Here is a 25,049-nt window from a genome sequence, read left to right on the forward strand (position 1 = left end):
TGAAACAACCGGGCGCCGTTGTGGAACGTGCCGCGCCGAGCCTGGCCGCTTTCTGTGAAGGTCCCGCAGGGAGATGCGGGATTTTGCGGATGAATCCGCCTTCACGGCAACGGTCGCAGCGCCCCTCGGCGGGCAGTACAGAGGGGGCATTGTAACGGCAGACATGAGCTTATGCCGCATGGTTGGGTGTCCCCCGCGCCGGGATTGGTTACGCTGGAGGCTTGGCCCGTCATGGAGCAGCTGCGTGGAACAAAGTCGCGAACCCGAATTCCTGCCGCCCGACGGCCCGTTGCGCGAGGACGTCAGCCGGCTCGGCGCGATGGTCGGGCAGATGCTGGCCGAGCAGGGCGGCACGGCGTTTTTCGAGCGGGTCGAACAGGTGCGTACCGCAGCGATCCGCCGTCGCCGTGAAGGAGCTTCGGTCGACGACCTGGCCGACTCGCTGGCCGGCCTCGACGCCGCCGATGCCGAGGCGCTGGCACGCGCGTTCGCCACTTATTTCCAGGCGGTGAACACGGCCGAACGGGTGCACCGCATCCGTCGTCGCCGCGACTACCAGCGCGAGGGCAGCGCGCCGCAGCCTGAATCGCTGCTCGACGTGCTGGGCCGGTTGAAGGCCGAGGGTGTGGGCGCCGACGAACTGGCCGGCTGGCTCGACCGGCTGTGGATCGAGCCGGTGTTCACCGCGCACCCGACCGAGGCGGTGCGCCGCTCGCTGCTGGAGAAGGAGCAGGCGATCGTCGCTTCGCTGATCGACGGCTTCGACCCGCAGCGGACGCCGCAGGAGCGGCAGGAGGACGACGACCGCATCTACATGGCGCTGTCCGCCGGCTGGCAGACCGCCGAGGCCTCGCCGGTACGGCCCAGCGTGCAGGACGAACGCGAGCACGTGGATTTCTACCTGGCCAACCCGCTGTACCGGATCGTGCCGGCGCTGTACGAATCGCTGGCGCAGGCGCTGCAGGAAACCTACGGCGTGGCGATCCGGCTGCCGCAGCTGCTGCGCTTCGCCAGCTGGGTCGGCGGCGACATGGACGGCAATCCGAACGTGGGCGCCGACACCATCGCCGACTGCCTCGACTCGCAGCGCGCGCTGGTGCTGGAGCGCTACCGCGAGGACGTTGCCACGCTGGCGCGGTCGCTCAGCCAGACCGAGGGAAGGGTCGCCGCCTCGGCGGCGTTGCGCGCACGGTTGGCGGACTACCGTGCACGCTTTCCCGCCGCCGCGGCGCAGATCCGTCCACGCCACGCCGACATGCCGTATCGCTGCCTGCTGCAGCTGGTCGGCGCGCGGCTGGCGCTGACCGGTGACGAATCGTCGGACGGCTATCCGTCCAGTGACGAATTGCTGGACGACCTTCAGCTGATCGCCGACAGCCTGCTCCAGCATCGCGGTGTGCACGCCGGCGCCTACGCGGTGGAGCGCCTGCTGTGCCGCGTGCGCAGCTTCGGCTTCCACCTGGCGCGGCTCGACGTGCGGCAGGATTCGCGCGTGCACGACGACGCGCTGGCGGCCCTGCTGGCCGATCCGGACTGGTCCGCCCGCGACAGCACTGCACGCGCCGACCGGTTGCGCCCCTACGCCAGCGGCGAAGCCGTGTTTGCGCACAGCAGCGACGCGAATGCCGAGTCGCTGCAGGCGGTATTCGCCACCTTGCGCGACAGCCGCCGCAGCCACGGCCGCGACGCCACCGGCCTGTACATCATCAGCATGGCGCGTTCGGCCGCCGACGTGCTGGCGGTATTGGCGCTGGCGCGGCGCGGCGGCCTGGTCGATGCGGCGGGCGACGTGCCGCTCAACATCGCGCCGCTGTTCGAGACCGTCGACGACTTGAAGAGCGCGCCGGCCACGCTGCGCGCGCTGCTCGGCGATCCGGTCTACCGTCGCCACCTCGCCGCGCGCGGCGACCAGCAATGGGTGATGCTTGGCTACTCCGACAGCGGCAAGGACGGTGGCACGCTGGCCTCGCGCTGGGGCCTGCAGCGCGCCCAGGTGGAATTGCTGGAGGTAGCGAACGCGGCCGGCATCCACCTGGCCTTCTTCCACGGCCGCGGCGGCTCGGCCAGTCGCGGCGGCGCGCGCATCACGCCGGCGCTGATGTCCTCGCCGCGCGGCGCGGTGGCCGGCGTGCTCCGGGTGACCGAACAGGGCGAGGTGATCCATCGCAAGTACGGTATCCGCGCGCTGGCACTGCGCAACCTGGAGCAGACCGTGGGTGCGGTGCTGCGCGCCAGTTTGCGCCCGCGCGAAGACGAGCCGCGCGAGGAGCGCTGGCGCGAAGTGATGAACACGCTGTCGGCGGCCAGCCGGCAGACCTATCGCGCCTTCGTCGAGCGCGACGGATTCGTCGACTATTTCCGCAGCGCCACGCCGGTCGACGTGATCGAGCGGATGACCCTGGGTTCGCGCCCGGCCAGCCGCCGCAGCATGCGCGGCGTGCAGGACCTGCGCGCGATCCCGTGGGTATTCGCCTGGACCCAGTGCCGCTCGATCCTGCCTGGCTGGTACGGCCTGGGCAGCGCGCTGGAGCAGGGGGTGCAGCAGTTCGGCGAAGCCGTGCTGGCGGAGATGGCGCGCGACTGGCCGTTCTTCTGCAACCTGCTGGACGACGTGGAGATGGTGCTGGCCAAGTGCGACCTGGACATCGCCGAGGCCTTCTCGAAACTGTCCGGCCCGCTGCATGAGGAATTCTTCGGCCTGATCCGCGCCGAGTTCGCGCGCACCCGCCACTGGCTGTTGCGGTTGAAGGGCAGTGAGGTGCTCTTGCGCGGCGAGCCGCGCCTGGCCGCCTCGATCCGCCTGCGCAATCCCTACGTCGATCCGATGAGCCTGCTGCAGGTCGACCTGCTGCAGCGCTGGCGGGCAGGCGATCGCGCGGACGATGCCGTGCTGCAGGCGCTGGTCGCCTGCGTCAACGGTGTATCGCAAGGCCTGCAGAACACCGGCTGATCCGGCCGCGTAGGGCGGTGCCCGTCCTACGGGAGGGGCGTGGGGCGTTTGCTTTCGCGCAGGGCGGCGATGCGGGCTTCGCGCGGCAAGCGCTTCCACGCGATCTCCAGCTTGAGCGCCTCGCTGCGGCTGGCGACCCAGACCCAGCCGAGCAGCCGTTTCGGCGGGTTGGCGCGGGTGAAGCGGGCGCCCTTGCCGCCGAGGTGTTTCGCGTAGCGCTGCTCCGGGTCGCGCGCGATGCCGGTGTAGACGCGCCCGTCCACGCATTCCAGCAGGTAGACGGCCCAGGCGTCGTCGCCGGGCGCATCCGCGTCGCTCATCCCCTCAGGCCCATTCGATCAGGCCTTCGGCATCGCAGACGCGTTTCCATGACGGGCGCGCCTTCAGTCGCGTGGCCAGTGCGGCCAGTTGCGGCCACGCTGTTGCCGGCTTCGGCATGTTGCGCGACCAGCGCATCAGCATCAGGGCGTAAAGGTCGACCACGCTGAAGTTTTCGCCGAGCAGGTACGGGCCATGCGTTGCGAGGTGGGCGTCGATCTTCGTCCAGCACTTTTCGATGCCGGCACGGGCGGCCTGCTTGATCGCGTCGGCGCCTTCCGGCAGATGGTCCCCGGGGTAGAACCACTGGCGAAACAGTGGCTGCAGGGTGTTGGCGAGGTACAGCATCCACTGCAGGTAGTCCGCGCGTTCGGTACTGCCGGGGACCGGCGCCAGTGTGGCTTCGGGATGGCGTTCGGCCAGCAGCATCGCCAGTGCCGCGGCTTCGCCGTGCGGCACGCCGTCGATCATCAGGGTGGGCACCACGCCGTTCGGATTGATCGCCAGGTACGCTGCGCTGCGCTGCTCGCCTTTCTCGATGTCGATGCGCTTGAGCTCGTGCGGCGCGCCGATTTCCAGCAGCGCCAGGTGCACCAGCAGGTTGGCCGAACCGGGGGCGTAGTAGAGCCTGTACATGGTGGGTTTCCGTGGAGACAAGTTGCGAATTGTACGCCGCGTCAAGCCATTCAGTTCCGCTCGGTGTGCATGGGCCGCATCGAATCCGCCCCGCAGTTTTGTGATCGCCTTGTTGGCGGTAACGTCTTCTGTCACGTCATCGGCGATGCGCAGATCATTGGCGAATACAACATCGGGTTTCGGCGGTCCGGGGTCCGTCAGCGCCTCCCTTCCAGCTCGGCGATGGCATGCTGAAGGTTCACTATGGCCTGCTGTTCCATTGCATCGGGAAAGCAATCGCTAGTGTAGATTTTTGGCCGTTCCAGGAAGCTGCGCAGGATCGCTGCCCGCTTTTCCCGATAAAGAAAAGCAGGCACGAGTTTGTATTCACGGCGCACCTGCTGCTCATAGCGCGCGTACACCGGCGGACTCGTGCCAAGTATCGACAGGTCGATGTCCACCAGTGTGGCCTCATCCCTGGTTTGCGCAGAGCCTATGTGGCGAGTGGTCATGATGAGCCGGTGCACGCGGGTGGCGGCATCCGTGGCTGCACCGTTATCCCGCATGAAAGCAGCAGCCCAATCTGCGCTGCGCAGCTCGTTGTCGTGGGACAGGGGCTTGTAGATCGCGTCATGGAACCACAGCGCGATCTCCACCTCATGAGGGGCATCAAGCAGGGCAGTGGTCAGGTCCAGATGCCGAAGACACGCCGAGATATGTTCGGCTGTGTGGTAATGGCGCCAGCTTTCCGAGTAGGCAGCCACCAGTTTGTCGAAAACTTCACGCCTGCGTGGGAAGCCCCAGGCAGTCATCAGCCGTGACCAGCGCTCAGGCGTCATCTGTGAGTCGTGGAGCATCGTCCTTCCTCAATCCGAGGGCCTGCACCAGGTTTTTGCCAGCCAGCACGGTGTACAACCATGCTTTGCGCCAGCGGTTGCCAAGCAGAATGACATGAACGTGCCAACCTTTCTCGCGTCTTGCGCTGTACCCGCTGTAGAGAACCGTGAAGGCTTGGGTGTCGTTGAGTAGTTCCTGTGACAGGCGTTGTGCCTGGCGAATGCCAAAGTCGAGCATCTCTGCCACCTCCTCGGCAGACGGCTGACCTTGGCTCTTCGGGAAGGCCAGCAAGTAGTAATTCGGAATCAGCTCGTTCCGGATGGCGGAAAGCTCACAGCGCCGACCGGAGGCCAGGTGAAGGGTTTCCGTCTTTGGAATGGTGGGCACGTCGAGTCTCCTTCGTCCATGGTCAGGGAAGGCCGGAGCAATCGGTTTCTTGCAGCGGGAAGCTTTTCAACAGCTTAAGGGTTGGTCAAGCAGAGTCACACTGTCTTCGCATGCCTTCACTTGAAGGCGCTGGATCCCGGCTTGACCGGCCCTTCGGTCGTTATGAAGCGCCTCGCTGGGATGACGGGCAAAATCACGGTTTCCCTCCCACGCTCAGGCAGAGGCTGCGTGCTCAGCCGTCCAGTTCCGCCCAGCGCGCATAGGCCGCTTCCAGTTCGCCCTGTAGCGCGACCAATGCCTCGTTCGCCTTGACGATGGCGGCGCTGTCCTGCTGGAAAAAGGCCGGCTCGTTCATCGCCGCCGTGCGCGCGGCTATGTCGCCTTCGAGCTGCTCGATGCGTTTCGGCAGCTGTTCCAGTTCGTGCTGTTCCTTGAAACTGCGCTTGCGTTTCGTTTTTTTCTCGTCATCCCGGCGAAGGCCGGGATCCAGCGACTTGTTCGTGGCGGAAGGCACTGGCTCCCTGCTTTCGCCGGGATGACGGGGTTGAGGCCGCTGGCGCAGCCAGTCGCTGTAGCCGCCCACGTACTCGCCGATCCGGCCTTCGCCTTCCAGTACCAGCGTGCTGGAGACCACGTTGTCGAGGAAGGCGCGGTCGTGCGAGACCAGCAGCAGGGTGCCCTGGTAGTCGGTCAGCAGTTCTTCCAGCAATTCCAACGTCTCGACGTCGAGGTCGTTGGTCGGTTCGTCCATCACCAGCAGGTTGGACGGCTGGGCGAACAACTTGGCCAGCAGCAGGCGGTTGCGCTCGCCGCCGGACAGGCGGGTGATCGGCGCGCGCGCACGCTCGGGCGAGAACAGGAAATCCTGCAGGTAGCCGATGATGTGCTTGCGTTGGCCGTTGAGCTCGATGTACTCGCGCCCCTCGGCCACGTTGTCCAGCGCATTCAAGTTGTCGTTGAGCTGCAGCCGGTGCTGGTCGAAGTAGGCGACCTGGATGCCGGTGCCCAGCTCCGCGGTGCCGCGTTGCGGCTTGAGCTCGCCCAGCATGATCTTCAGTAAGGTGCTCTTGCCGGCGCCGTTCGGGCCAATGATGCCGATGCGGTCGCCGCGCATCACGGTGGTGGTGAGATCGTCGACCAGCACGCGGCCGCCGTAGGCCTGGTGCACGTGCTCGAGGTCGATCACCTTCTTGCCCGAGGCCTGCGCATTGGCTGCGGTCATCTTCACGTTGCCGCCGAGATTGCGTCGCTCGGCGCGTTCCACGCGCAGTGCCTTCAGCGCGCGCACGCGGCCCTCGTTGCGGGTACGCCGGGCCTTGATGCCCTGGCGGATCCACACTTCCTCCTGCGCCAGCTTCTTGTCGAACAGCGCGTTGGCCTGCGCTTCGGCATGCAGCCGCTCCTCGCGCCGGCGCAGGTAGTTGTCGTAGTCGCCGGGCCAGTCGGTCAGCGCGCCGCGGTCGATCTCGACGATGCGCGTGGCCAGCGCGCGCAGGAAGCTGCGGTCGTGGGTGACGAAGATGATGCTGCCAGCGAACTGCTTGAGGAAGGTTTCCAGCCAGCCGATCGCTTCGATGTCGAGGTGGTTGGTCGGTTCGTCCAGCAGCAGCACGTCGGGCTTGCGCACCAGCGCCTGCGCCAGCAGCACGCGGCGCTTCATGCCGCCGGACAACGCGGCGAAATCGGTTTCGCCGGGCAGTTCCAGCTGGGTCAGCACGTCGCTGACGCGGCGGTCCAGGTCCCAGCCGTGCTGCGCCTCGATTTCGTGCTGCACGTCGCCCAGCGCGTCGAAGTCGCCTTCGTCGAGCAGGTGGTGATAGCGCGCCAGCAGGTGGCCGAGATCGCCCAGGCCATCGGCGACCACGTCGAACACGCTGCCTTCGGTGCCGTGCGGCACTTCCTGCGCCATCCGCGCGACCACGATGCCGTTCTGCACGCGCACCTCGCCGTCGTCGGCGTGCAGCTCGCCGGCGATCAGCTTCATCAGGGTGGATTTGCCTTCGCCGTTGCGGCCGACGATGCACACCCGCTCGTTCGCCTCGATCGACAGATCGACATGTTCGAGCAGGAGTGGGCCGCCGATGCTGAAGTCGACGCGTTGCAGTTGGATAAGGGACATCCGGTCATTGTAGCGGTAGCGACATTGAAAACCTGCTTTTGGAGAGCCGGCCGGCTTGAAAGAAAACGGACCAATACTTTCAATGCACTGGCATCCGGCGGCCGAGGCCTCGTTCATCCCGACGCTGGACAGGATGAAAGAGTTTTGCTAACCTAATGGGTAATAAACAAGGTGCCACGGATGGACATCTGCTTCGCTGATCGCAAGCTCGAGAAGGAATGCAATAATGCTCGCCTGTTGCTGCGCAGGCATGGCGAACGCCGTGCCAAGCTCTTGAAGAGCCGGCTCGCCGTGTTGGCCGCCGCCACTTGTCTCGCCGATATCGGGCCGCCTTACCGCGGCCCCATGCGCTGCCACGAATTGACCGGCGACCGTGCCGGCCAACTCTCGATCGACCTCGATCACCCTTACAGATTGATCTTCTCACCCAATCACGACCCGCTGCCGGAGCGTGATGCGGGTGGCCTGGATTGGAGCCGTGTCAATGGAATCCGCATCCTCGAAATCGCAGACACCCATGAATAGTCGCAACACCTACCTGCCCGATCATGCCGTCTCTCCCGGCGACGTGCTCGACGAACATCGCGAAGCCATCGGGCTGACCCAAGCCGAGTTGGCCCAGCGCATCGGCTTTTCCCCCAAGCACGTCAACCGGCTGCTGGCGGGCCTCGAGCCGGTGACGCCGGAAACTGCGCTCAAGCTGGAGGCGGTATTCGGCTTGCCCGCGCGGGTCTGGCTGGCGCTGGAGGCGCGCTACCGCGAGCACCTGGCGCGCGAGGCAGAGCATGCCGGCCTCGCTGTCGAGCTGCCGTGGCTGGATCAGCTGCCGCATCGCGCCCTGGCCAAGCTCGGCTGGATTCCCGCGCGCCTGCGCGACGTGGAACTGGTACGTGCCTTGCGCGCATTTTTCTGCGTCGGCTCGCTCAACTACCTGCCGGACGTGTGGGGCAACGTGCAGGCGGCTTATCGCAAGGCCGAGGCGTTCCAGTCGCACGAATGGGCGCTGCTGGCCTGGCTGGCGCAGGGCGAGCGGGAGGCGGAGCGGCTCGGCTGCCGGCCGTTTGACGCCGCCGGCCTGCGCGCGGTGCTGCCGGAGCTGAAGGCGATGTCCCGCCTACCCGGCGTGACCTTCGTGGAGCCGCTGGTGCGGCGTTGCGGCGAGTTTGGTGTGGCGCTGGCGTTTGTGCCGGCGCCGGATGGTGCCCGCGTCTGCGGTGCCACCCGCTGGCTCAGCAAGGACAAGGTGCTGGTGCAACTGAGCCTGCGCTACAAGACCGACGACCAACTCTGGTTCACCCTGTTCCACGAACTCGGCCATGTGCTGCTGCACGGCAAGCGCAGCCAGTTCATCGATTTCGAGAAAGCGCACGACGTGAATGTGCAGGAACGGGAGGCCAACGAGTTCGCGGCAAGCCAATTGGTTGCGCCCAATGCCCTGGCGCAGCTCATTGAAGCCGGGGATTTCCGCATCGCCACCGTACAGGCGTTTGCCGGGCAACAGAACGTGGCACCTGGTATCGTCGCCGGGCAGCTGCAGCATCGTGGCGCAGTTCCGTTCCGGCATCCTCTGAGCAAACTCAAGACCAGTTTCCGCTGGACTCACGAAACTCGCGCGGCCTGACCTGGAAGAGAACAACCCATGCCTGAACTGAACTGGCTCGGCGACCGCAAGGCCAAACTGGCCGCGCGCCAGGTGCCGTATCGCCTGCTGCAATCCGTCGAACAGGTGGGCGACCCGGCGTCGGACAACCTGCTGATCCTGGGCGACAACCTGGACGCCCTGTCGTGTGGGCGGCTGCCAGCGAGGGGCGCTGGGTGTTCCTGATGGCGACGGATGCGGTGACGGTCGGGACCTCGGTCGCGGCGCAATTACGTCGAGCCATCAGTGGATAAAGACGGGTCCGATCGAGATGACTGCCTTCCGTTGCACCGCCAAACTGCTCAAGGCGATGAAGGCCACGCCGGTGGCCGATCCGGCGCCCGCCGACAATCGCCTGGGCGAATGGACGGCCAACCTGATTCGTGCCTCGCACATCCAGCTGGTGCTGGCAGTGAGCGAGCCGACCCGTCTCGGCGTGGTGATCGATGCGGCACCCTACAAGCTGATTCCCGAGCGCTTCGGCCACGCCCTGTTCAAGGCGCTGCTGCATCTGGAGATTCCGGCTGATATGGCGGCGGCGGAGGCCGAGTCGATGCGGGACGTGCAATTGGCGTCGAGCAACTCGCGTTCGGTGCTGGCCACCTTGAACCAGTTCGCGTTTCATATCGAAAGCGACCTGTGGCATGGCCAGGCTGCTTCGGCACGCGAATTGACCGAGCGGCTGAGCGAGGTCGTGGTGATCAAGCCGAAACACATCGGCTTTCCCGCCGACCGCGTGCGCGAGGCTTTCGGCCTGCCACCGATCGATCACCGTCGCCGGTTGGCCGCGTATTTGCCGCCGGGAATGTTGCTGCAGTGAGCGAACAGGAAAAGGCCGCCCGGGGGCGGCCTTTTCTTCACGTGCAAAGCGAATGCGGCTTACTTCAGCTTCGCATCCTTGCGCAGCGCCTCGGCGCGGTCGGTCTTCTCCCACGAGAACGCGGTGAAGGCCTTGCCGTCCGGACCCTTCATCTGGTGCGGGGTGCGGCCGAAGTGGCCGTAGCTGGCGGTCTGCTGGTACATCGGGTGGATCAGGTCGAGCATCTGCAGGATGCCGTACGGGCGCAGGTCGAAATGCTTGCGGATCAGCTTCTCGATCTTCTCGTCGCTGATCTTGCCGGTGCCGAAGGTGGTGACCGAGATCGAGGTGGGGTGCGCCACGCCGATCGCGTAGCTCACCTGCACCTCGCAGCGGTCGGCGATGCCGGCGGCGACGATGTTCTTGGCCACGTAACGCGCCGCGTAGGCGGCCGAACGGTCGACCTTGGACGGATCCTTGCCCGAGAACGCGCCGCCGCCGTGACGGGCCCAGCCGCCGTAGGTGTCGACGATGATCTTGCGGCCGGTCAGGCCGCAGTCGCCCACCGGTCCGCCGATCACGAACTTGCCGGTCGGGTTGATGTGGAACTTGGTGCCCTTGTGCAGCAGCTTGGCCGGCAGCACCGGCTTGAGGATGGTCTCGCGCACGGCCTCGATCAGGTCTTTCTGCTTCACGTCCGGATCGTGCTGGGTCGACAGCACCACGGCGTCGATCGCGGTGGCGATGCCGTTCTCGTAGCGCAGGGTGACCTGGCTCTTCGCGTCCGGGCGCAGCCACGGCAGCGGCGAGTTCTTCCGCTTGCGGACTTTCGCCTGCTGCTCGACCAGGCGGTGCGAGTAGTAGATCGCCGCCGGCATGAAGTCCTTCGTCTCGTTGGTGGCGTAGCCGAACATCAGGCCCTGGTCGCCCGCGCCCTGTTCTTCCGGCTTCTTGCGGTCCACGCCCTGGTTGATGTCCGGCGACTGCTTGCCGATCAGGTTGATCACGCCGCAGGTGGCGCCGTCGAAGCCGACGTCGCTGGAGTCGTAACCGATGTCGAGGATCACCTTGCGGGTGATCGCTTCGAGGTCGATCCACGCATTGGTGGTGATTTCGCCGGCGACGATCGCCACGCCGGTCTTGACCATGGTTTCGCAGGCGACGCGGGCGCGCGGGTCCTGCGCGATGATCGCGTCGAGCACGGCGTCGGAGATCTGGTCGGCGACTTTGTCCGGATGGCCTTCGGAGACCGATTCGGAGGTGAACAGGTAGTTGGACATCGCGGTTTATATCCCTTTGTACGGATAGAAAGATAAATGAAGTCGGGCATGATACATCGCCGCCCGCGGTTTTGCAGCCCGCGGCGATTCTGGGTCCTGTGGGGTTAGGTCCATGTTCAGCCGTTTGGACGGCCGCAGGATCGCCCGCTCCCGCGAGAGCGGACGATCGCCGGTGACACGCTATCCGGGAATGGCCGCCAGCTCGGCGCGCAGCTGCAGCGCGCCGTCGACCATGTGGCGCAGGGCCTGTTCCACCTCGGGCCAGCCGCGGGTCTTCAGGCCGCAGTCGGGGTTGATCCACAGCTGCCCGGGCTGCAGCACGTCGAGCGCCTTGTGCAGCAGAGCGAGGATTTCCTCCTGCCCGGGCACGCGCGGGGAGTGGATGTCGTAGACGCCGGGACCGATGCCGTTCGGGTAGCGAAAGCGGGCGAAGGCGTCGAGCAGTTCCATCCGCGAACGGCTGGTCTCGATCGAGATCACGTCGGCGTCCATCGCCGCCACCGCCTCGATGATGTCGTTGAACTCCGAGTAGCACATGTGGGTGTGGATCTGGGTTGCATCGCGCACCCCGCCGGCGGCGATGCGGAAGCATTCCACCGCCCACGCCAGGTAGCCGGGCCAGTCGGCGCGACGCAGCGGCAGGCCTTCGCGCAGGGCCGGCTCGTCGATCTGGATCAGCCCGATGCCGGCCGCTTCCAGGTCGTGCACCTCGTCGCGCAGGGCCAGCGCGATCTGCCGGCAGACGGTTTCGCGCGGCAGGTCGTCGCGTACGAACGACCACTGCAGCATCGTCACCGGGCCGGTCAGCATGCCCTTCATTGGCTTGTCGGTGAGCGATTGCGCGTAGCGCGACCAGCGCACCGTCATCGGCGCGGGCCGGGCCACGTCGCCCCAGATCACCGGCGGTTTGACGCAGCGCGAACCGTAGCTCTGCACCCAGCCGAGCCGGGTGAACAGGTAGCCGTCCAGTTGCTCGCCGAAGTACTCGACCATGTCGTTGCGCTCGGGCTCGCCATGCACCAGCACATCCAGGCCGAGGCGCTCCTGGAAGCGCACCACCCGGTTGATTTCCGCCTGAAGCCGCTGCTCGTAGGCCGCGTCGTCGAGCTTGCCGGCGCGATGCGCGGCGCGTGCCTTGCGCAGGTCGTCGGTCTGCGGAAACGAGCCGATCGTGGTGGTGGGCAGCGGTGGCAGGTCGAGGACTTCGGCCTGGGTCACCCGGCGCTTCGCATGGGCGGATCGGCGCAGGGAGGCCTGCGGGCCGAGCGCGTGCAGGCGGCCACGCACGCCGGCAACGACCACGCCGGGCGCATTCGCCTGCGCGTCCAGCAGCCCCTGTTGCGCGACCAGTGCGGCATCGGCTTCGGGCTGGCCGGCGAGGGCATCGGCGTACACGCGCAGCTCCTCGAGCTTCTGCCGCGCGAACGCCATCGACGCGCGACGCTGCGGGTCGAGCCCGGTTTCCGCTTCAAGGTCGATCGGCACATGCAGCAGCGAGCACGATGGCGCCAGCCACAGGCGTTCGCCGCCGATCCGCGCCTGTGCCCTGCGCAGCAATGGCAGCACGCGCGCGGGATGGCTGCGCCAGATGTTGCGGCCGTCGACCACACCGGCGCTGAGGATGCGGTCGGCGGGCAGCGCATCCAGCACGGCATCGAGCTGCTCCGGTGCGCGCGCCAGATCGACGTGCAGGCCGTCGGCCGGCAACGCGGCAGCCATGGCCAGGTTGTCGCCCAGCGCGCCGAAATAGCTGGCCAGCAGCAGCCGCGGCATGCGCGCCGCGGCGAGCGTCGCGTACGCATGGCGGTACGCCGCGCGGTCGTCGTCGTCCAGGTCGAGTACCAGGCAGGGCTCGTCCAGCTGCACCCAGTCGGCGCCGGCGTCGGCCAGTTGCCCGAGCAGGTCGGCATAGGGCGGCAGCAGGGCATCGAGCAGGGTGAGCCGGTCGCTGCCGTCCACCGTCTTGGAGAGCAGCAGGAACGACACGGGACCGAGCAGCACCGGCCGCGCATGCAGGCCGAGCGACCTTGCCTCGCGGAATTCCGCCAGCGGCTTGTCGCCGCTGAGCGCAAAGCGCTGGCCGGCCTGCAGCTCCGGCACCAGGTAGTGGTAGTTGGTGTCGAACCACTTGGTCATCTCCAGCGCGTGCAGGTCGTGGCCGCCACGCTTGTGGCCGCGGGCCATCGCGAAGTAGCCGTCCAGCGCATTTTCCGCAAACACCGGCCGGTAGCGCTCGGGGATGGCGTCGAACAGTACGGCGGTATCGAGCACGTGGTCGTACAGGCTGAAGTCGTTGCACGGCACGACATCGGCGCCGGCAGCGCGCGCCAGTTGCCAGTGGCGAAGGCGCAGGATGCGGGCGGTGTCCTGCAGCGCCCGCGCGTCGGTGTCGCCGCGCCAGTGCGATTCGAGTACGCGCTTGAGTTCGCGTTTCAGGCCGATGCGCGGAAAGCCGGCATGGGTAACGAGTGCCATGGATATTCCTCCTGCAGGATGGGCAAAGAGGAACGAAGGAGATGGCCGACGGGATTGCCGGACCGTTGACCTTCGCCCCCGCGGGCGAACCGGTGTTGCCGCGGGCAGGCGAAGCCGGCGCGAGGCCATGGGGGCCGCGACGCGCAGGCAACGGTGTTTCCCCGCGGAAACGCCAGGCCGGACGGAAACGCATGTGGGCGCTTCCGGCTGAGGCAGGTATTCGGGCTCGTGGACGTGTTGCGCGGCCTACTGTCCGTCGCTTCCCGGATGCATCGCATCCAGTGCCTGTGACGGAGGTCGTTTCCACATACCGCTGCGGGGCAGCGCCGGATTCGCACCGGCTTCCCTTGAGGCCGTCGCTTCACTCACATGAGGCGACGGCTACCATCAACGTTTCGCAAATTAGACGTATGGACGTCCAAAGTCAAACGTCCATGCCGCCACGCCAACGGGATGAGTCAGGCGGCCAGCCGTTCGCCGCTGGCCAGCGCGGCGAAGTAGTCGCGGGTCAGGCGCAACTGCTCGCTGGCGGTCTCGGCGCGGTTGACCACCTGCCGGAACGCGGCGTTCTCGGGGCGGTCCTTCGCATACCAGCCCAGGTGCTTGCGCGCGATGCGCACGCCGGCCGGTTCGCCGTAGAACGCGTGCAGGTGCTCGAGGTGGCCGAGCAGGATCGCGGCGACTTCGGCCGGCTCCGGTTCGGGCAGCAGTTCGCCGGTGGCCAGGTAGTGGGCGATCTCGCGGAAGATCCATGGCCGGCCCTGGGCGCCGCGGCCGATCATCACGGCGTCGGCGCCGGTGACGGCGAGCACGTGCCTGGCCTGCTGCGGCGTGCAGACGTCGCCGTTGGCCAGCACCGGGATGCGCACGGCGGCCTTCACCGCGGCGATGGTGGCGTACTCGGCCTCGCCCTCGTACTTGTCGGCGCGGGTGCGGCCGTGCACAGCCAGCGCGGCGATGCCTGCGTCCTCGGCGATGCGCGCGATGTTCAGAGCGTTCCTGTTGTCGCGGTTCCAGCCGGTGCGGATCTTCAGCGTCACCGGCACCTCCACCGCTTCCACCACCGCCTTCACGATGCGCGCCACCAGCGGCTCGTCCTGCAGCAGCGCGGAACCGGACCACACGTTGCATACCTTCTTCGCCGGGCAGCCCATGTTGATGTCGATCAGCTGCGCGCCGTTGGCGACGTTGAAGCGCGCCGCCTCGGCCAGCATCGCCGGGTCGTAGCCGGCGATCTGCACGCTGACGGGCTCGGGCTCGCCGGCGTGGTCCATCCGGTGCAGCGACTTGCGCGTGTGCCACAGCTTCGGATCGGCGTTGGTCATCTCCGACACGGCCAGCCCCGCGCCCAGCCGCTTGCACAGCAGGCGGAACGGCTTATCGGTGACGCCCGCCATCGGGGCTAGCACCAGCGGCGGGTCGATCAGGTAAGGGCCGATTTGCATCTCGCCATTGTAACTGCGCCGGTTCGGGCGCGATGAACCGGGCCGTTCAGCCGCGCCGCCGTGTGCGCGCACGCCAGAACAGGAACCCGGTCACCAGGAAGAATGGGGGCAGCGTGCCGGCCACGGTCACCGCGAGCCGCCACGCACGGCCGCCGACGCCGCCCGAGTGCAGCGGATAGACCGCGTTGTTGATGCGCGTGCCGATGCCATCGGCGGTGGCGTCGTGGCTGCCCAGCACGGTGGCGTCATAGGGGTCGAGCCAGATCGTGCTGCGCCCGACCGGGTGCCACTCGCCGGGCGCCTGCGCGCGGATTGCCACCTGGCCGTTGCGCGCTCCCGGCAGCGTCACGCGATGCAGGGCGGCGCCGGGCAACGCACGTTGCGCTGCGGTCAGCACGGCGGCCCAGTCGATCGGGGCGTCGCGCCGCGCGATCGCCGCGGGTGGTGGCAGCGGCGTCGCCTCGGCGAATACCGCGCGCAGCACCCGGCCGGTGCCGGCGCCATAGACCATCAGCGTGCCGGTGAGGCTGAGCAGCAGGATCAACGGCAGGGCGAGCACGCCGGTGCTGCGGTGCCAGCTCAGCCAGCGCCGCGTGGGCGGCTGCGCATGCGGGCGCAGGCTGGCGGCGAGGTGGCGCCGGCCCGGCCACCACAGCAGCGGCCCGGACAGCAGCAGGAGCATCACCAGCCAGCCGAGCACGCCCAGCACTTCCTCGCCGGTTTTGCCGGCCAGCAGGTGGGTGTGCCACTCGCGCAGCACCTGCAGCGCGTCACCGCGCGGCGCGCGCGTCAGCAGCAGTTCGCCGCTGGCCGGGTCGAGGTAGCGGCGTGCGCCGTCGCCGAAATACAGCTGCCAAACGGGCAGGCCGGGCAGCGGCAGGTCGGCCGCGCGCAGGTCCTGCGGCTGCCATTCCGCGGCGATGCGCGAGAGCACCGCAGCGCGTTGCGCCGCGTCGGGCGGGGCGTGTCCGGCGAGCTGCGGGTAGACCATGCGCAGCCATGACTGCTGCCAGGCGAGCAGGCTGCCGCTGAGCGCGATCAGCGCGTACGCCACGCCGACGCTGAGGCCGATCCACAGGTGCAGCCGCTGCAGCCACTGCCGCGCGCGTCCGCGCAGCCGCCAGGGCGTCGGTTCGGCGGCGGGCCTGATCAAAACACGTGCTGCCAGGTCAGCGGGGCCATGCGGCGGCGGGCGAAGTACGTATTGCTGTCGCCCATGGTCTGCGCGACGTAGTTGATGTATCGGACGATCGCGCGAACGTGCGGGCGGACAGGGAACGGCATGAGGCCTCCGGTTGGTGGAGGCACATGTTAAATGAAAATGATTCGCAATAACAATCAACCAGTGCGGCCGGATAGTCGCGACTCACACGTGCAGCGGCATCCCCGTCTCACCGCGCACATGCTTATGCCGGAACAGGATCGCGAACAGCACCGCCACCACCAGCGAGTAGGACGCGAAGCTGATCCAGATGCCGTGCCAGTCCTTGCTGCCGTCGGCGTGGGTGAACCAGATGTCAATGATCACACCGCTGATCGAACTGCCCAGGATCGCGCCGATGCCGTTGGTCATCAGCATGAACAGGCCCTGCGCGCTGGCGCGGATCGCCGGGTCGCTCTGCTCCTCGACGAACAGCGAGCCGGAGATGTTGAAGAAGTCGAACGCCATGCCGTAGACGATGCACGACAGCACGATCATCCACAGTCCCGGGCCCGGATCGCCATAGGCGAACAGGCCGAAGCGCAGCACCCAGGCGACCATGCTGATCAGCATCACCGTCTTGATGCCGAAGCGCTTGAAGAAGAACGGGATGGCCAGGATGAACAGGGTTTCGGACACCTGCGAGATCGACATGATGATCGCCGGGTAGCGCACCGCGAGCATCCCCTTGTACGCGTCGACCTTGGCGAAGTCGTGCAGGAAGGTGTCGCCGTAGGCGTTGGTCAGCTGCAGCGCCGCGCCCAGCATCATCGCGAACAGGAAGAAGATCGCCATCTTGCCGTTGCGGAACAGCGCGAACGAGGTCAGCCCCAGCGTATCCAGCCACGACGTGTGCGCCTGGCCGCGCAGCCGCGGCGGGCACTTGGGCAGGGTGAACGCATACAGGCCGAGCAGGAGCGCCGCGCCGGAGGCCACATAGAACTGGCCGCCGGAGGTCTCCAGGTGCAGCAGGCTCACCGTCCACATGGCGGCGATGAAGCCCACCGTGCCCCACACGCGGATCGGCGGGAACACCAGCACCACGTCCGCTCCGTCGCTCTTCAATGCGTTGTACGCCACCGCGATTGCCAGCGAGATCGTCGGCATGTAGCACATCATGTTGAGCAGCATCACCCAGAACAGCGCGTTCGGGTTGTCGATCGAGGGCACGATGAACAGCACGACCGCACCGCCGATGTGCAGCAGGCCGTAGAGCTTCTCCGCGTTGAGCCACTTGTCCGCGATTACGCCCATCAGCGAAGGCATGAACAGCGAGGCGATGCCCATGGTCGAGAAGATCGCGCCGAACTGCGCACCGGACCAGTGGCGGTACTGGAACCAGTACGCGCCGATCGTGATCAGCCACGCGCCCCACACGAAAAACTGCAGGAAGTTCATTGCCACGAGGCGGAGCTTGATGCTCATCGGCCGCTGTCCAGCATGTCGGATTCCCCAGGAAAGGCCGAGGGAACGGCCCCGTGGCCATGAAGCCCGGGCAGGGTAGAGGAATCGGCTGGCGGGCGGCAAGGCGCGCCGCGGCGCGGCTCAGCCCGGTGCGTGCAGCGCCGCGGCCACGCGTTCGCGCAGCACCGGCAGCAGTTCCGTTTCGAACCACGCATTGCGTGCCAGCCACAACCGGTTGCGCGGGCTGGGATGCGGCAGCGGCAGCACGCCGCGCGCCAGGTGCTCGCGCCAGGCCAGGACGGTGTCGGTGAGCGTGCGGCCGCGCCGCTCGCCGAGCATGCCGGCCTGCGCGTACTGGCCGATCGCCAGGGTCAGTCGCACCTGGACCAGTCGCGGCAGCAGCAGCGGATGCCAGGCGGGCGCGCATTCCGGCCGTGGCGGCAGGTCGCCGCCCTTGCCGCTGCCGGGGAAGCAGAAACCCATCGGCACGATGGCGATTTTCTGCGCGTCGTAGAAGGTGGGCTTGTCCACGCCCAGCCAGTCGCGCAGGCGGTCGCCGCTCACGTCGTTGAACGGGATGCCGGTCTCGTGCACCTTGCGCCCCGGCGCCTGGCTCACGATCAACAGGCGCGATTGCAGCGACGCCTGCAGGACCGGGCGCGGTCCCAGCGGCAGGTGTTTCTCGCAGAGGCGGCAGGCGCGGATGCGCGCCATCAGGTGCTCGAAGGATTCGTCTCGGCTCATGGCAGCAGCTTGCCGGGGTTCAAGATGCCGTCCGGGTCGAACGCCGCCTTGATCCCGCGCATCAGGCCCAGCGTCGCGCCCGACAGCGCCAGCGGCATGAACTCGCGTTTCACCACGCCGATGCCGTGCTCGCCGGATATCGTGCCGCCCAGCGCGATCACCCGTTCGAACAGCTCGGGCAGGGCGGCGTATGCGCGCTCGATCTCGTCCACGTCGCGCGGCAGGAAGTTCACGTGCAGGTTGCCGTTGCCGGCGTGGCCGAAGCTCACGATCGGCACGGCGTGCTTTTCCGCCAGCGCGCGCACGTTGTCCACCAGCGCGGGCAGGCGCGAGACCGGCACCACCACGTCCTCGTTGATCTTGTGCTGGGTGACCGCTTGCTGGGCGAACGACAGTGCCTTGCGCGCGGCCCACAGCGCGCGGGTCTGCGCTTCGTCGCGCGCCACCTCCAGCTGCACCAGGCCATCCACGCGGGCGGCGGCCTCGACTGCGGCGCAGGCCTCCTCCAGCGCATCGGGCGCGCCGTCCAGCTCGATCAGCAGCAGCGCTTCGGCCTCGGGCACGCCTGCCTCGGGCTGGTGTTCGCGCGCCAGCCTCAGCGCCAGCGCGTCCATGAACTCCAGTGCGCAGGGCGTGGCCGGCTGCGCCATGATGCGCGCCACCGCGTGCGCGGCGCTGGCGGCGTCGCGATAGCTGGCGCGCAGGCTGCGCAGCGCGGCGGGCCTCGGCGTGAGTTTCAACGTGGCCTCGGTAATCACCGCCAGCGTGCCTTCCGAACCGATCAGCAGGCGGGTGAGGTCGTAGCCGATCGCGCTCTTGCTGGTCTGCGTGCCGCAGCGGAAGCTCTCGCCGGTGCCGGCCACGGCGGCCAGTCCCAGCACGTTGTCGCGGGTGGCGCCGTATTTCACCGCATGCGGCCCGGCGGCGTTGCAGGCGAGGTTGCCGCCCACCGTGCACCAGGGTGCCGAACCCGGGTCCGGCGCCCAGAAGAAACCAAGCGGCGCCAGCGCCTTCTGCAGCGCCTCGTTGGTGACGCCGGGCTCCACCATCGCAAGGCGGTCATCCGGAGCGATGCGCAGAATGCGGTTCATGCGCATGAAGTTCGCCACCACGCCGCCCGCCACCGGCACCGAGGCGCCGGTGGAACTGGTGCCGCCGCCACGCGCGGTGAGCGGCACGCCGTGCGCGCGGCAGGCGCGCACGAGTGCTTCGACCTGCGCGTGCGAGGTGGGAAACACCACGGCATCGGGCAGATGTTCGTGGCGGGAATTGTCGCGGGCGGCGGCGCGCCGATCGTCGTCGGTCGTGGCGAGCGCGTCGTCGGGGAAGATTTCGCGCAGGCGGGCGAGCAATGCGGCGGGCAGGGGCATCGGCAAAGCGTAATCCACTCGTGGAAGGAATTTGCTGCCCCAGATCAGCCGGGTCGGGTCAGTCGGGCGGGATCAGTTCGGCCGGATCAGCCGGCTTCGAATGCACCACGCAGCCATTCGCGCCGGATCGCATCGGGCGGCCCGTCATAGCTGACCACGTCGAAGCGGCAGCTGCGCCGCGCGTGTTGCGGATGCGCGGCCAGCCAGTGTTGCGCGGCGAGGATCAGTTTCGCCTGCTTGGCCGCGGTGACCGAGCTGGCGGCATCGCCGTGGCTGGCGCTGCGGCGGTAGCGCACCTCGACGAAGACCACGGCGTCGCCATCGCGCATCACAAGGTCCAGCTCGCCGTGGCGGGTGCTGTAGTTGCGCGCCAGCAGCTTCAGGCCGGCGCGTTCCAGCTCGGTGCAGGCGCGCTGTTCGAAATCGTCGCCGGCGGCGCGCATCAGCCCGGGACGGACTGGAAGCTGCCGCCGCTGGATGACGAGCTGGCCGGTGCAGGCGAGGTGGCCGGCGGTGCGTTCGACGGCACGTCGTCCATCTGCAGGCTCCCGCCCAGCGGGCGGGCCAGTCCGTTCTGGAACTGGGCCCAGATCAGCACGCGGCGTACCCGGCCGAACTGGTCGGCGGTGAGCTGGCCGCTGGCGCCGGGCACGTAGCTGCCCGGGTGGGCGCGCAGCCATTCCAGGTACGGCACCAGGTTCCAGGCGTCCATGCCGAACGCGAACAGCCGCGCCGCGCCGCCGCGGGCGGCGGGCAATCGGGCGGCGATCTCATCGTGGTTCGGCAGGCCCGGCTGGGCGTTGAAAAGCCACGGTGCATCGCAGAATTCCACGCCGTCCAAGTCGCGGTTGGACGAGGCGTCGTCGCTGCCTTCGTAGACGTGCGAGGTGGCAATTACCGGCAGCTCGACCCGCGCGATGCGCAACTGCGGCAGCAGCAGACGCGCCTGGTTCGGACGCATGCTGATGAAGATGCCGCTGTCGCCCGCCGGGCCCGCGGTGGCGGGGGCGCCGGCCGCCGCAGGCCCGGCGGGGGCGGCCGTGGCGGCCGCGCTGGCAGGCAGGTGCAGATCGGCGATCAGGCTGGCGTAGCTGGTGGCGCCCGGCGGCAGGGTGATCGTGCCGGCGAGTTCCCCGCCACGGGCGGCCAGTTCGGCCTTGAAGGCGCTGGCCGCACGCTGTGCGAAATCGTCGGTGGAAATCACCACGTAGACCCGACGCAGGCCGCGCTCGACCATGTGGTCGGCGGCCTGGGCGCCCTCGCTTTCCGGCAGCAGGCCGAATTCGCTGGCCTCGCCGCTGGGCAGCTGCTTGTCGTCGGGGTGGTTCAGCGCGAGCAGCGGCACCGGCAGGGTCGGCTGGCTGAAGATCGCCGCGACCTCGCCGCGGGTCAGCGGGCCGACCACCAGCCTGGCGCCGTCGCTGGCCGCCTGGCGGTAGGCCTTGACCGCGCCGTCGGCGGTGCCCTGGCTGTCGTAGACGCGCACCGACGGGCGTGGCGCGCGGTTGCGCCCGGCATCGATGTAGGCCGCGAAGAAGCCTTCGCGGATCGCTGTGCTGGCGGCCGCGTAGTTGCCGTCATTGGGCAGCAGCAGGGCGATCTGGGCAGGCACCTTGTAGCCTTCGCGTACGTTCGCGTCGGCACCGGGCAGCAGGGTGCCGACCGGCTGCTGCAGTTCCGGCGGCGGTTGGGCCACGGCGACGCCGAGCCGGCTCAGCGCCTCGTTGACCCACGGCAGCATGCGGTCGCCGCGATGCATGGCGGCGGCGCGCTGCTTGAGCGAGTCGACGCCGACCTGGCCGAGCAGGTCGAGGATCTGCTGGCGGTTCTGCGCATGGTCGAGGCCGCTCAGCTGGTCGTCCATCTGCACGCGGGTGCGGGCGGCGCCCCAGTGGTCGCCACTGGCTGCCATCGCACGGGCGCGCCACTCCAGCAGGCGCAGCTGCAGCGGCGCGGGCACCGCCACCGTCGGCTGGGTGGTGAGCCGCAGCGCGGTGGCCGCGTCGTTCCGGTCGAGCGCCAGCTCGGCGCGCAGCAGGTCCAGGCGCACGGGTTCGTCGCCGCTGAGACGCTGGCGCTTGATGCCATCCAGTACCGGCGCGGCGCGGGCAAGCTGGCCTTCCTCGCGCCATGCCTCGGCAGCCAGCAGGCGGTAGCTGTCGGCGTGACCGCTCGATTGCGTGGCCAGGTTGAGGTATGCCTGTGCGGCCTGGTCGTACTGCCCCTGCCGCGCCAGCGATTCGGCGGCCTGCGCGGCGGTCATCTCGGCCGGCGAGCGCGGCGCGTTCGCCGGCACGCAGGCGGCCAGCACCAGCGAAAACAGCAGTCCGGTCGCGACGGCGCGCGGATGGCGCATGAAGCGCATGGGAAATCCCTTGTTCGTCATGGTCGTCAATGCGCGATCATAGCGGATCGACTTGCCGGCTTACGGCGCAGGAGTTCGCAGATGTCACCAAAGCCAGGCTGCCTGTGGGTGGTCGCCACGCCGATCGGCCACCGCGACGACCTGTCCGTCCGGGCGATCGAGACCCTGCGCGCGGTGGCGGTGATCGCCGCCGAGGACACCCGCCACAGCCGGCCGCTGCTGGTGCATCACAACATCGACACGCCGCTGATCGCGCTGCACGAGCACAACGAGCGCGATGCGGTGGAGGCGATCGTGCGCCGGATGCAGGATGGCGCTGCGGTGGCGTTGATCTCCGACGCGGGCACGCCGCTGATCAGCGATCCGGGTTTCCGGCTGGTGCGCGCGGCGCGCGCGGCGGGCATCCGCTGCGTTCCGGTGCCCGGCGCGTGCGCGGCGATCGCCGCGCTGTCGGTGGCCGGCCTGCCCAGCGACCGTTTCGTGTTCGAGGGCTTCCTGCCGCCGAAAACGGCCGCGCGGCGCAGTCGCCTGCAGGAACTGGCGGGCGATGCGCGCACGCTCATCTTCTATGAGTCGTCGCATCGCGTCGCCGAGAGCCTGGCCGACATGCGCGAGGTGTTCGGCGCCGACCGCGAGGCGGTGCTGGCGCGCGAGCTGACCAAGATGTTCGAGACCGTGCTCGGCGAGCCGCTGGGCGAGCTCGCCCAGCGCGTCTCCGTCGACCCCGACCAGCAGCGTGGCGAATGCGTGATCCTGGTCGCCGGCCGCGGCGAGGAGGCCGACGCGAAGCTGGCCGAGGGCCAGCGCGTGTTCGCGATCCTGCGCGAGGAACTGCCGCCGGCGAAGGCGGCGAAGCTGGCGGCGGCGATCAGCGGCGCGCCGCGCAAGGAGCTCTATAGGAGTGAGTGATGAGAAGTGAGAAATGAGAGAAAGCGTGGATTGGCGAGCTTTTCTCTCGTTTCTCGTTCCTCTTCACTCTAAACTAGACCACGGAGTCGGCCGGACAGTCGCGTCGCACGCAAGTGCATCGAGGAAAGTCCGGGCTCCGCAGGGCAGAGTGCCAGGTAACTCCTGGGCAGCGTGAGCTGACGGCCAGTGCAACAGAGAGCAGACCGCCGATGGCCCCGCAAGGGGATCAGGCAAGGGTGAAAGGGTGCGGTAAGAGCGCACCGCGTACGGGGCCAACGCCGTACGGCACGGTAAACCCCACTCGGAGCAAGACCAAATAGGGGAACGATAACGCGGCCCGCGTTGTTCCCGGGTAGGTTGCTGGAGCCAGGCGGCGACGCCTGGCCGAGAGGAATGACTGTCGCGCCGCAAGGCGTACAGAACCCGGCTTACAGGCCGACTCCACCTCTTCAACGCCTGCATCGCCATCGCGACCCCTCGTCGCGGTGGCGATGCAGGCGCCTGCGTGAACGGTGGTTCATGCCGGAGTGCCAACGCGGCGCCGATCCGGTGGGATTTCGCCCGGCGCGGGCCTGAGGCAACGTGTTTTTATTTATAAAAAATTCCCTGCTTTCAAACACCTTGCCGGCGTTTCTCAGAAAATGCTGCACGTATGGTCAGTATTCTGCCTTTACTCCTTGATTCACAAGCGAAATTCCCTTGACAGTCTCATGGGGCGAGATTATCGTGGGCTCCAGTGTGAAATCGTGGGTTTTAGTGGAGTCTACTGATCGTGTTCCAGGGCGAAACCGCCATCACCATCGACGACAAGGGGCGCCTGACCATCCCGACCGTTTACCGGGAGCAGGTGGCGGGCGAGTGCGCCAATCGTCTGGTGATCACCTACAACCCGTTCGAGTCGGGCTGCCTGTGGCTGTTCCCGTACACGGCGTGGGAGTTGGTGCGCGATCAGGTCAACGCGCTGTCCAAGGTGGTCAAGGCGCATCGCGACATGCAGATGAAGCTGGTCGGCGCGGCCGCCGTGGTCGAGCCCGACAGTGCGGCACGCATTCTGCTGCCGACCAGCCAGCGCGCCACCACCGGCATCGAGAAGAGGGCGGTGCTGCTGGGCATGGGCGACAAGTTCGAGTTGTGGAGCGAACAGGAGCACCTGAAGAAGATCCGCCAGACCATCGGCGAAAGCGAGATCACACAGGCAATGGCGGAATTGCGCCTGTAAGGCGCGATCGGCATGTGGGCGGGACGGGAACGGGAGTGCGGCATGGCCGAGCAAGTTTTGCGGCACATCCCGGTAATGCTGGGTGAAGCAGTGGAGGGACTCGCCGTGCAGGCTGGCGGGCGCTATCTCGATGGAACCTTCGGTCGCGGCGGTCACGCCCGCGCGGTGCTGTCGCGCCTCGGCCCCGACGGCCGGCTGCTGCTGATGGACCGCGATCCGACGGCGATCGCCGCCGCGCGGGCGGAGTTCGCCGCCGATCCGCGCGTGACGATCCGCCACGCGAATTTCTCCAGCCTGGCCGAGTGGGACGAGACTGCGGCTGGCCTCGATGGCGTGCTGCTCGACCTGGGCGTGTCCTCGCCGCAGCTGGATGAGGCCGCCCGCGGCTTCAGCTTCATGGCCGATGCGCCGCTGGACATGCGCATGGATCCCAGCCAGGGCGAGAGCGCCGCGGATTTCCTGGCCCGTGTCAGCGAGCGCGAGATCGCCGACGTGCTGTGGCATTACGGCGAGGAGCGCCACAGCCGGCGCATCGCCCGCGCGATCGTGGCCGACCGCGACGCCACCCCGTTCACCCGCACCGGCCAGCTGGCCGCGCTGATCGAGCGCGTGGCCGGCCGGCGCGAGCCGGGCAAGCACCCGGCTACGCGCAGCTTCCAGGCGCTGCGCATCCGCGTGAACGGCGAGCTGGATGCCCTGCAGCAGGGGCTGGATGCGGCGCTGGAACGGCTCCTGCCCGGCGGCCGGCTGGCGGTGATCAGCTTTCATTCGCTGGAGGACCGCGCGGTGAAGCTGTTCATCCGCGACCACTCCGGCCGCGTGCAGAACAGCCGGCGCGGACCGCCGGTGCAGGCCGCCCCGGCGCGACTGGCGGCGGTCGGCAAGGCGCAGTTCCCGTCCGATGCCGAGCAGGCGGCGAACCCGCGCTCGCGCTCGGCCGTGCTGCGCGTGGCGGAGAAATTGTCGTGAAGGC

The 25,049-nt window shown here is 68.0% G+C and carries 23 protein-coding genes, 1 other RNA gene and 2 riboswitches; of the genes, 9 read left to right on the forward strand and 15 right to left on the reverse strand.

What is annotated here, in order from left to right; translation table 11 throughout:
- Nucleotides 1–3: 3 nt before the first annotated feature.
- A riboswitch (S-adenosyl-L-homocysteine riboswitch) is annotated at nucleotides 4–133 on the reverse strand.
- Between the two features lie 111 nt (nucleotides 134–244).
- Nucleotides 245–2,950, forward strand: a complete 2,706-nt coding sequence (gene ppc / locus DEO45_RS11550) for a phosphoenolpyruvate carboxylase (RefSeq protein ID WP_114343674.1) — start codon at nucleotides 245–247, stop codon at nucleotides 2,948–2,950.
- A gap of 26 nt (nucleotides 2,951–2,976) precedes the next feature.
- Here the strand turns inward: ppc and DEO45_RS11555 are convergent, their stop codons facing one another.
- The 5 genes from DEO45_RS11555 to DEO45_RS11575 form a co-directional block, all read right to left on the reverse strand.
- Complete coding sequence (locus tag DEO45_RS11555) at nucleotides 2,977–3,270, reverse strand: GIY-YIG nuclease family protein (RefSeq protein WP_114343676.1); 294 nt, start codon at nucleotides 3,268–3,270, stop codon at nucleotides 2,977–2,979.
- 4 nt (nucleotides 3,271–3,274) lie between these two features.
- The gene (locus DEO45_RS11560) at nucleotides 3,275–3,904 is read right to left on the reverse strand and encodes a glutathione S-transferase family protein (RefSeq protein WP_114343679.1); all 630 of its coding nucleotides are present in this window, start codon (nucleotides 3,902–3,904) and stop codon (nucleotides 3,275–3,277) included.
- Between the two features lie 197 nt (nucleotides 3,905–4,101).
- The gene (locus tag DEO45_RS11565; RefSeq protein ID WP_114343681.1) at nucleotides 4,102–4,740 is read right to left on the reverse strand and encodes an HD domain-containing protein; all 639 of its coding nucleotides are present in this window, start codon (nucleotides 4,738–4,740) and stop codon (nucleotides 4,102–4,104) included.
- The gene (locus tag DEO45_RS11570; protein ID WP_114343684.1) at nucleotides 4,712–5,107 is read right to left on the reverse strand and encodes a hypothetical protein; all 396 of its coding nucleotides are present in this window, start codon (nucleotides 5,105–5,107) and stop codon (nucleotides 4,712–4,714) included. The genes DEO45_RS11565 and DEO45_RS11570 overlap by 29 nt, the downstream gene beginning before the upstream one ends.
- A gap of 232 nt (nucleotides 5,108–5,339) precedes the next feature.
- Nucleotides 5,340–7,226, reverse strand: a complete 1,887-nt coding sequence (locus DEO45_RS11575) for an ATP-binding cassette domain-containing protein (protein WP_114343686.1) — start codon at nucleotides 7,224–7,226, stop codon at nucleotides 5,340–5,342.
- A gap of 180 nt (nucleotides 7,227–7,406) precedes the next feature.
- On the opposite strand from DEO45_RS11575, the gene DEO45_RS11580 reads away from it, so the two are divergent.
- The 4 genes from DEO45_RS11580 (at nucleotide 7,407) to DEO45_RS11595 (ending at nucleotide 9,685) form a co-directional block, all read left to right on the forward strand.
- A complete protein-coding gene (locus tag DEO45_RS11580) occupies nucleotides 7,407–7,751 on the forward strand; it encodes a type II toxin-antitoxin system RelE/ParE family toxin (protein WP_114343688.1) in 345 nt (114 codons plus the stop codon).
- The gene (locus tag DEO45_RS11585) at nucleotides 7,744–8,847 is read left to right on the forward strand and encodes a HigA family addiction module antitoxin (RefSeq protein ID WP_189339732.1); all 1,104 of its coding nucleotides are present in this window, start codon (nucleotides 7,744–7,746) and stop codon (nucleotides 8,845–8,847) included. Before DEO45_RS11580 ends, DEO45_RS11585 begins: the two co-directional genes overlap by 8 nt.
- An 18-nt stretch (nucleotides 8,848–8,865) precedes the next feature.
- Complete coding sequence (locus tag DEO45_RS11590; protein WP_114343693.1) at nucleotides 8,866–9,051, forward strand: hypothetical protein; 186 nt, start codon at nucleotides 8,866–8,868, stop codon at nucleotides 9,049–9,051.
- Nucleotides 9,052–9,136: 85 nt separating this feature from the next.
- Complete coding sequence (locus DEO45_RS11595) at nucleotides 9,137–9,685, forward strand: DUF6933 domain-containing protein (RefSeq protein WP_114343695.1); 549 nt, start codon at nucleotides 9,137–9,139, stop codon at nucleotides 9,683–9,685.
- A 59-nt stretch (nucleotides 9,686–9,744) separates the two neighbouring features.
- Here the strand turns inward: DEO45_RS11595 and metK are convergent, their stop codons facing one another.
- From metK to DEO45_RS11640, 10 genes are all read right to left on the reverse strand, one after another.
- Nucleotides 9,745–10,944, reverse strand: coding sequence for a methionine adenosyltransferase (gene metK / locus DEO45_RS11600; protein WP_114343697.1), 1,200 nt, complete (start codon nucleotides 10,942–10,944; stop codon nucleotides 9,745–9,747).
- A gap of 180 nt (nucleotides 10,945–11,124) precedes the next feature.
- Entirely contained in the window at nucleotides 11,125–13,419 is a 2,295-nt protein-coding gene (gene metE / locus DEO45_RS11605) for a 5-methyltetrahydropteroyltriglutamate--homocysteine S-methyltransferase (protein ID WP_114343699.1), read from the reverse strand.
- A 194-nt stretch (nucleotides 13,420–13,613) separates the two neighbouring features.
- Nucleotides 13,614–13,824, reverse strand: a riboswitch (cobalamin riboswitch).
- Nucleotides 13,825–13,877: 53 nt separating this feature from the next.
- The gene (dusB, locus tag DEO45_RS11610; protein WP_114343879.1) at nucleotides 13,878–14,864 is read right to left on the reverse strand and encodes a tRNA dihydrouridine synthase DusB; all 987 of its coding nucleotides are present in this window, start codon (nucleotides 14,862–14,864) and stop codon (nucleotides 13,878–13,880) included.
- A 46-nt stretch (nucleotides 14,865–14,910) separates the two neighbouring features.
- Complete coding sequence (locus DEO45_RS11615; protein ID WP_114343701.1) at nucleotides 14,911–16,017, reverse strand: PepSY-associated TM helix domain-containing protein; 1,107 nt, start codon at nucleotides 16,015–16,017, stop codon at nucleotides 14,911–14,913.
- On the reverse strand, nucleotides 16,014–16,148 hold the full coding sequence (locus DEO45_RS16785; protein ID WP_262982192.1) for a hypothetical protein: 135 nt from the start codon (nucleotides 16,146–16,148) through the stop codon (nucleotides 16,014–16,016). The genes DEO45_RS11615 and DEO45_RS16785 overlap by 4 nt, the downstream gene beginning before the upstream one ends.
- An 82-nt stretch (nucleotides 16,149–16,230) precedes the next feature.
- Entirely contained in the window at nucleotides 16,231–17,490 is a 1,260-nt protein-coding gene (locus DEO45_RS11620; RefSeq protein WP_114343703.1) for a nucleoside permease, read from the reverse strand.
- 120 nt (nucleotides 17,491–17,610) lie between these two features.
- A complete protein-coding gene (locus DEO45_RS11625) occupies nucleotides 17,611–18,213 on the reverse strand; it encodes a uracil-DNA glycosylase family protein (RefSeq protein ID WP_114343705.1) in 603 nt (200 codons plus the stop codon).
- A complete protein-coding gene (locus DEO45_RS11630; RefSeq protein WP_114343707.1) occupies nucleotides 18,210–19,583 on the reverse strand; it encodes an FAD-binding oxidoreductase in 1,374 nt (457 codons plus the stop codon). Before DEO45_RS11630 ends, DEO45_RS11625 begins: the two co-directional genes overlap by 4 nt.
- 86 nt (nucleotides 19,584–19,669) lie before the next feature.
- Nucleotides 19,670–20,026 (reverse strand): YraN family protein, encoded by a 357-nt coding sequence (locus DEO45_RS11635; RefSeq protein WP_114343709.1) that lies wholly within the window; start codon nucleotides 20,024–20,026, stop codon nucleotides 19,670–19,672.
- Nucleotides 20,026–21,948, reverse strand: a complete 1,923-nt coding sequence (locus DEO45_RS11640) for a penicillin-binding protein activator (RefSeq protein ID WP_114343711.1) — start codon at nucleotides 21,946–21,948, stop codon at nucleotides 20,026–20,028. Before DEO45_RS11640 ends, DEO45_RS11635 begins: the two co-directional genes overlap by 1 nt.
- Before the next feature lie 81 nt (nucleotides 21,949–22,029).
- Between DEO45_RS11640 and rsmI the strand changes: the two genes are divergently transcribed.
- From rsmI to rsmH, 4 genes are all read left to right on the forward strand, one after another.
- Nucleotides 22,030–22,857, forward strand: a complete 828-nt coding sequence (gene rsmI / locus DEO45_RS11645; protein WP_114343713.1) for a 16S rRNA (cytidine(1402)-2'-O)-methyltransferase — start codon at nucleotides 22,030–22,032, stop codon at nucleotides 22,855–22,857.
- 82 nt (nucleotides 22,858–22,939) lie between these two features.
- An RNA gene (rnpB, locus tag DEO45_RS11650) (RNase P RNA component class A) lies at nucleotides 22,940–23,304 on the forward strand.
- Between the two features lie 325 nt (nucleotides 23,305–23,629).
- Entirely contained in the window at nucleotides 23,630–24,076 is a 447-nt protein-coding gene (mraZ, locus tag DEO45_RS11655) for a division/cell wall cluster transcriptional repressor MraZ (RefSeq protein ID WP_114343715.1), read from the forward strand.
- A gap of 42 nt (nucleotides 24,077–24,118) precedes the next feature.
- Complete coding sequence (gene rsmH / locus DEO45_RS11660) at nucleotides 24,119–25,045, forward strand: 16S rRNA (cytosine(1402)-N(4))-methyltransferase RsmH (RefSeq protein ID WP_114343717.1); 927 nt, start codon at nucleotides 24,119–24,121, stop codon at nucleotides 25,043–25,045.
- Nucleotides 25,046–25,049 lie beyond the last annotated feature (4 nt).

It is taken from the genome of Rhodanobacter denitrificans, from assembly GCF_003335105.1.
In the GTDB taxonomy this organism is placed as follows: domain Bacteria; phylum Pseudomonadota; class Gammaproteobacteria; order Xanthomonadales; family Rhodanobacteraceae; genus Rhodanobacter; species Rhodanobacter denitrificans_A.

Bases quoted from the DNA above. Each gene is read 5' to 3' on its own strand.
- DEO45_RS11555 (WP_114343676.1), bottom strand. From the start codon at position 3,270: ATGAGCGACGCGGATGCGCCCGGCGACGACGCCTGGGCCGTCTACCTG.
- DEO45_RS11560 (WP_114343679.1), bottom strand. From the start codon at position 3,904: ATGTACAGGCTCTACTACGCCCCCGGTTCGGCCAACCTGCTGGTGCAC.
- DEO45_RS11565 (WP_114343681.1), bottom strand. From the start codon at position 4,740: ATGCTCCACGACTCACAGATGACGCCTGAGCGCTGGTCACGGCTGATG.
- DEO45_RS11575 (WP_114343686.1), bottom strand. From the start codon at position 7,226: ATGTCCCTTATCCAACTGCAACGCGTCGACTTCAGCATCGGCGGCCCA.
- DEO45_RS11580 (WP_114343688.1), top strand. From the start codon at position 7,407: ATGGACATCTGCTTCGCTGATCGCAAGCTCGAGAAGGAATGCAATAAT.
- DEO45_RS11585 (WP_189339732.1), top strand. From the start codon at position 7,744: ATGAATAGTCGCAACACCTACCTGCCCGATCATGCCGTCTCTCCCGGC.
- DEO45_RS11590 (WP_114343693.1), top strand. From the start codon at position 8,866: ATGCCTGAACTGAACTGGCTCGGCGACCGCAAGGCCAAACTGGCCGCG.
- DEO45_RS11595 (WP_114343695.1), top strand. From the start codon at position 9,137: ATGACTGCCTTCCGTTGCACCGCCAAACTGCTCAAGGCGATGAAGGCC.
- metK (WP_114343697.1), bottom strand. From the start codon at position 10,944: ATGTCCAACTACCTGTTCACCTCCGAATCGGTCTCCGAAGGCCATCCG.
- metE (WP_114343699.1), bottom strand. From the start codon at position 13,419: ATGGCACTCGTTACCCATGCCGGCTTTCCGCGCATCGGCCTGAAACGC.
- dusB (WP_114343879.1), bottom strand. From the start codon at position 14,864: ATGCAAATCGGCCCTTACCTGATCGACCCGCCGCTGGTGCTAGCCCCG.
- DEO45_RS16785 (WP_262982192.1), bottom strand. From the start codon at position 16,148: ATGCCGTTCCCTGTCCGCCCGCACGTTCGCGCGATCGTCCGATACATC.
- DEO45_RS11620 (WP_114343703.1), bottom strand. From the start codon at position 17,490: ATGAGCATCAAGCTCCGCCTCGTGGCAATGAACTTCCTGCAGTTTTTC.
- DEO45_RS11625 (WP_114343705.1), bottom strand. From the start codon at position 18,213: ATGAGCCGAGACGAATCCTTCGAGCACCTGATGGCGCGCATCCGCGCC.
- DEO45_RS11630 (WP_114343707.1), bottom strand. From the start codon at position 19,583: ATGCCCCTGCCCGCCGCATTGCTCGCCCGCCTGCGCGAAATCTTCCCC.
- DEO45_RS11635 (WP_114343709.1), bottom strand. From the start codon at position 20,026: ATGCGCGCCGCCGGCGACGATTTCGAACAGCGCGCCTGCACCGAGCTG.
- DEO45_RS11640 (WP_114343711.1), bottom strand. From the start codon at position 21,948: ATGCGCTTCATGCGCCATCCGCGCGCCGTCGCGACCGGACTGCTGTTT.
- rsmI (WP_114343713.1), top strand. From the start codon at position 22,030: ATGTCACCAAAGCCAGGCTGCCTGTGGGTGGTCGCCACGCCGATCGGC.
- rsmH (WP_114343717.1), top strand. From the start codon at position 24,119: ATGGCCGAGCAAGTTTTGCGGCACATCCCGGTAATGCTGGGTGAAGCA.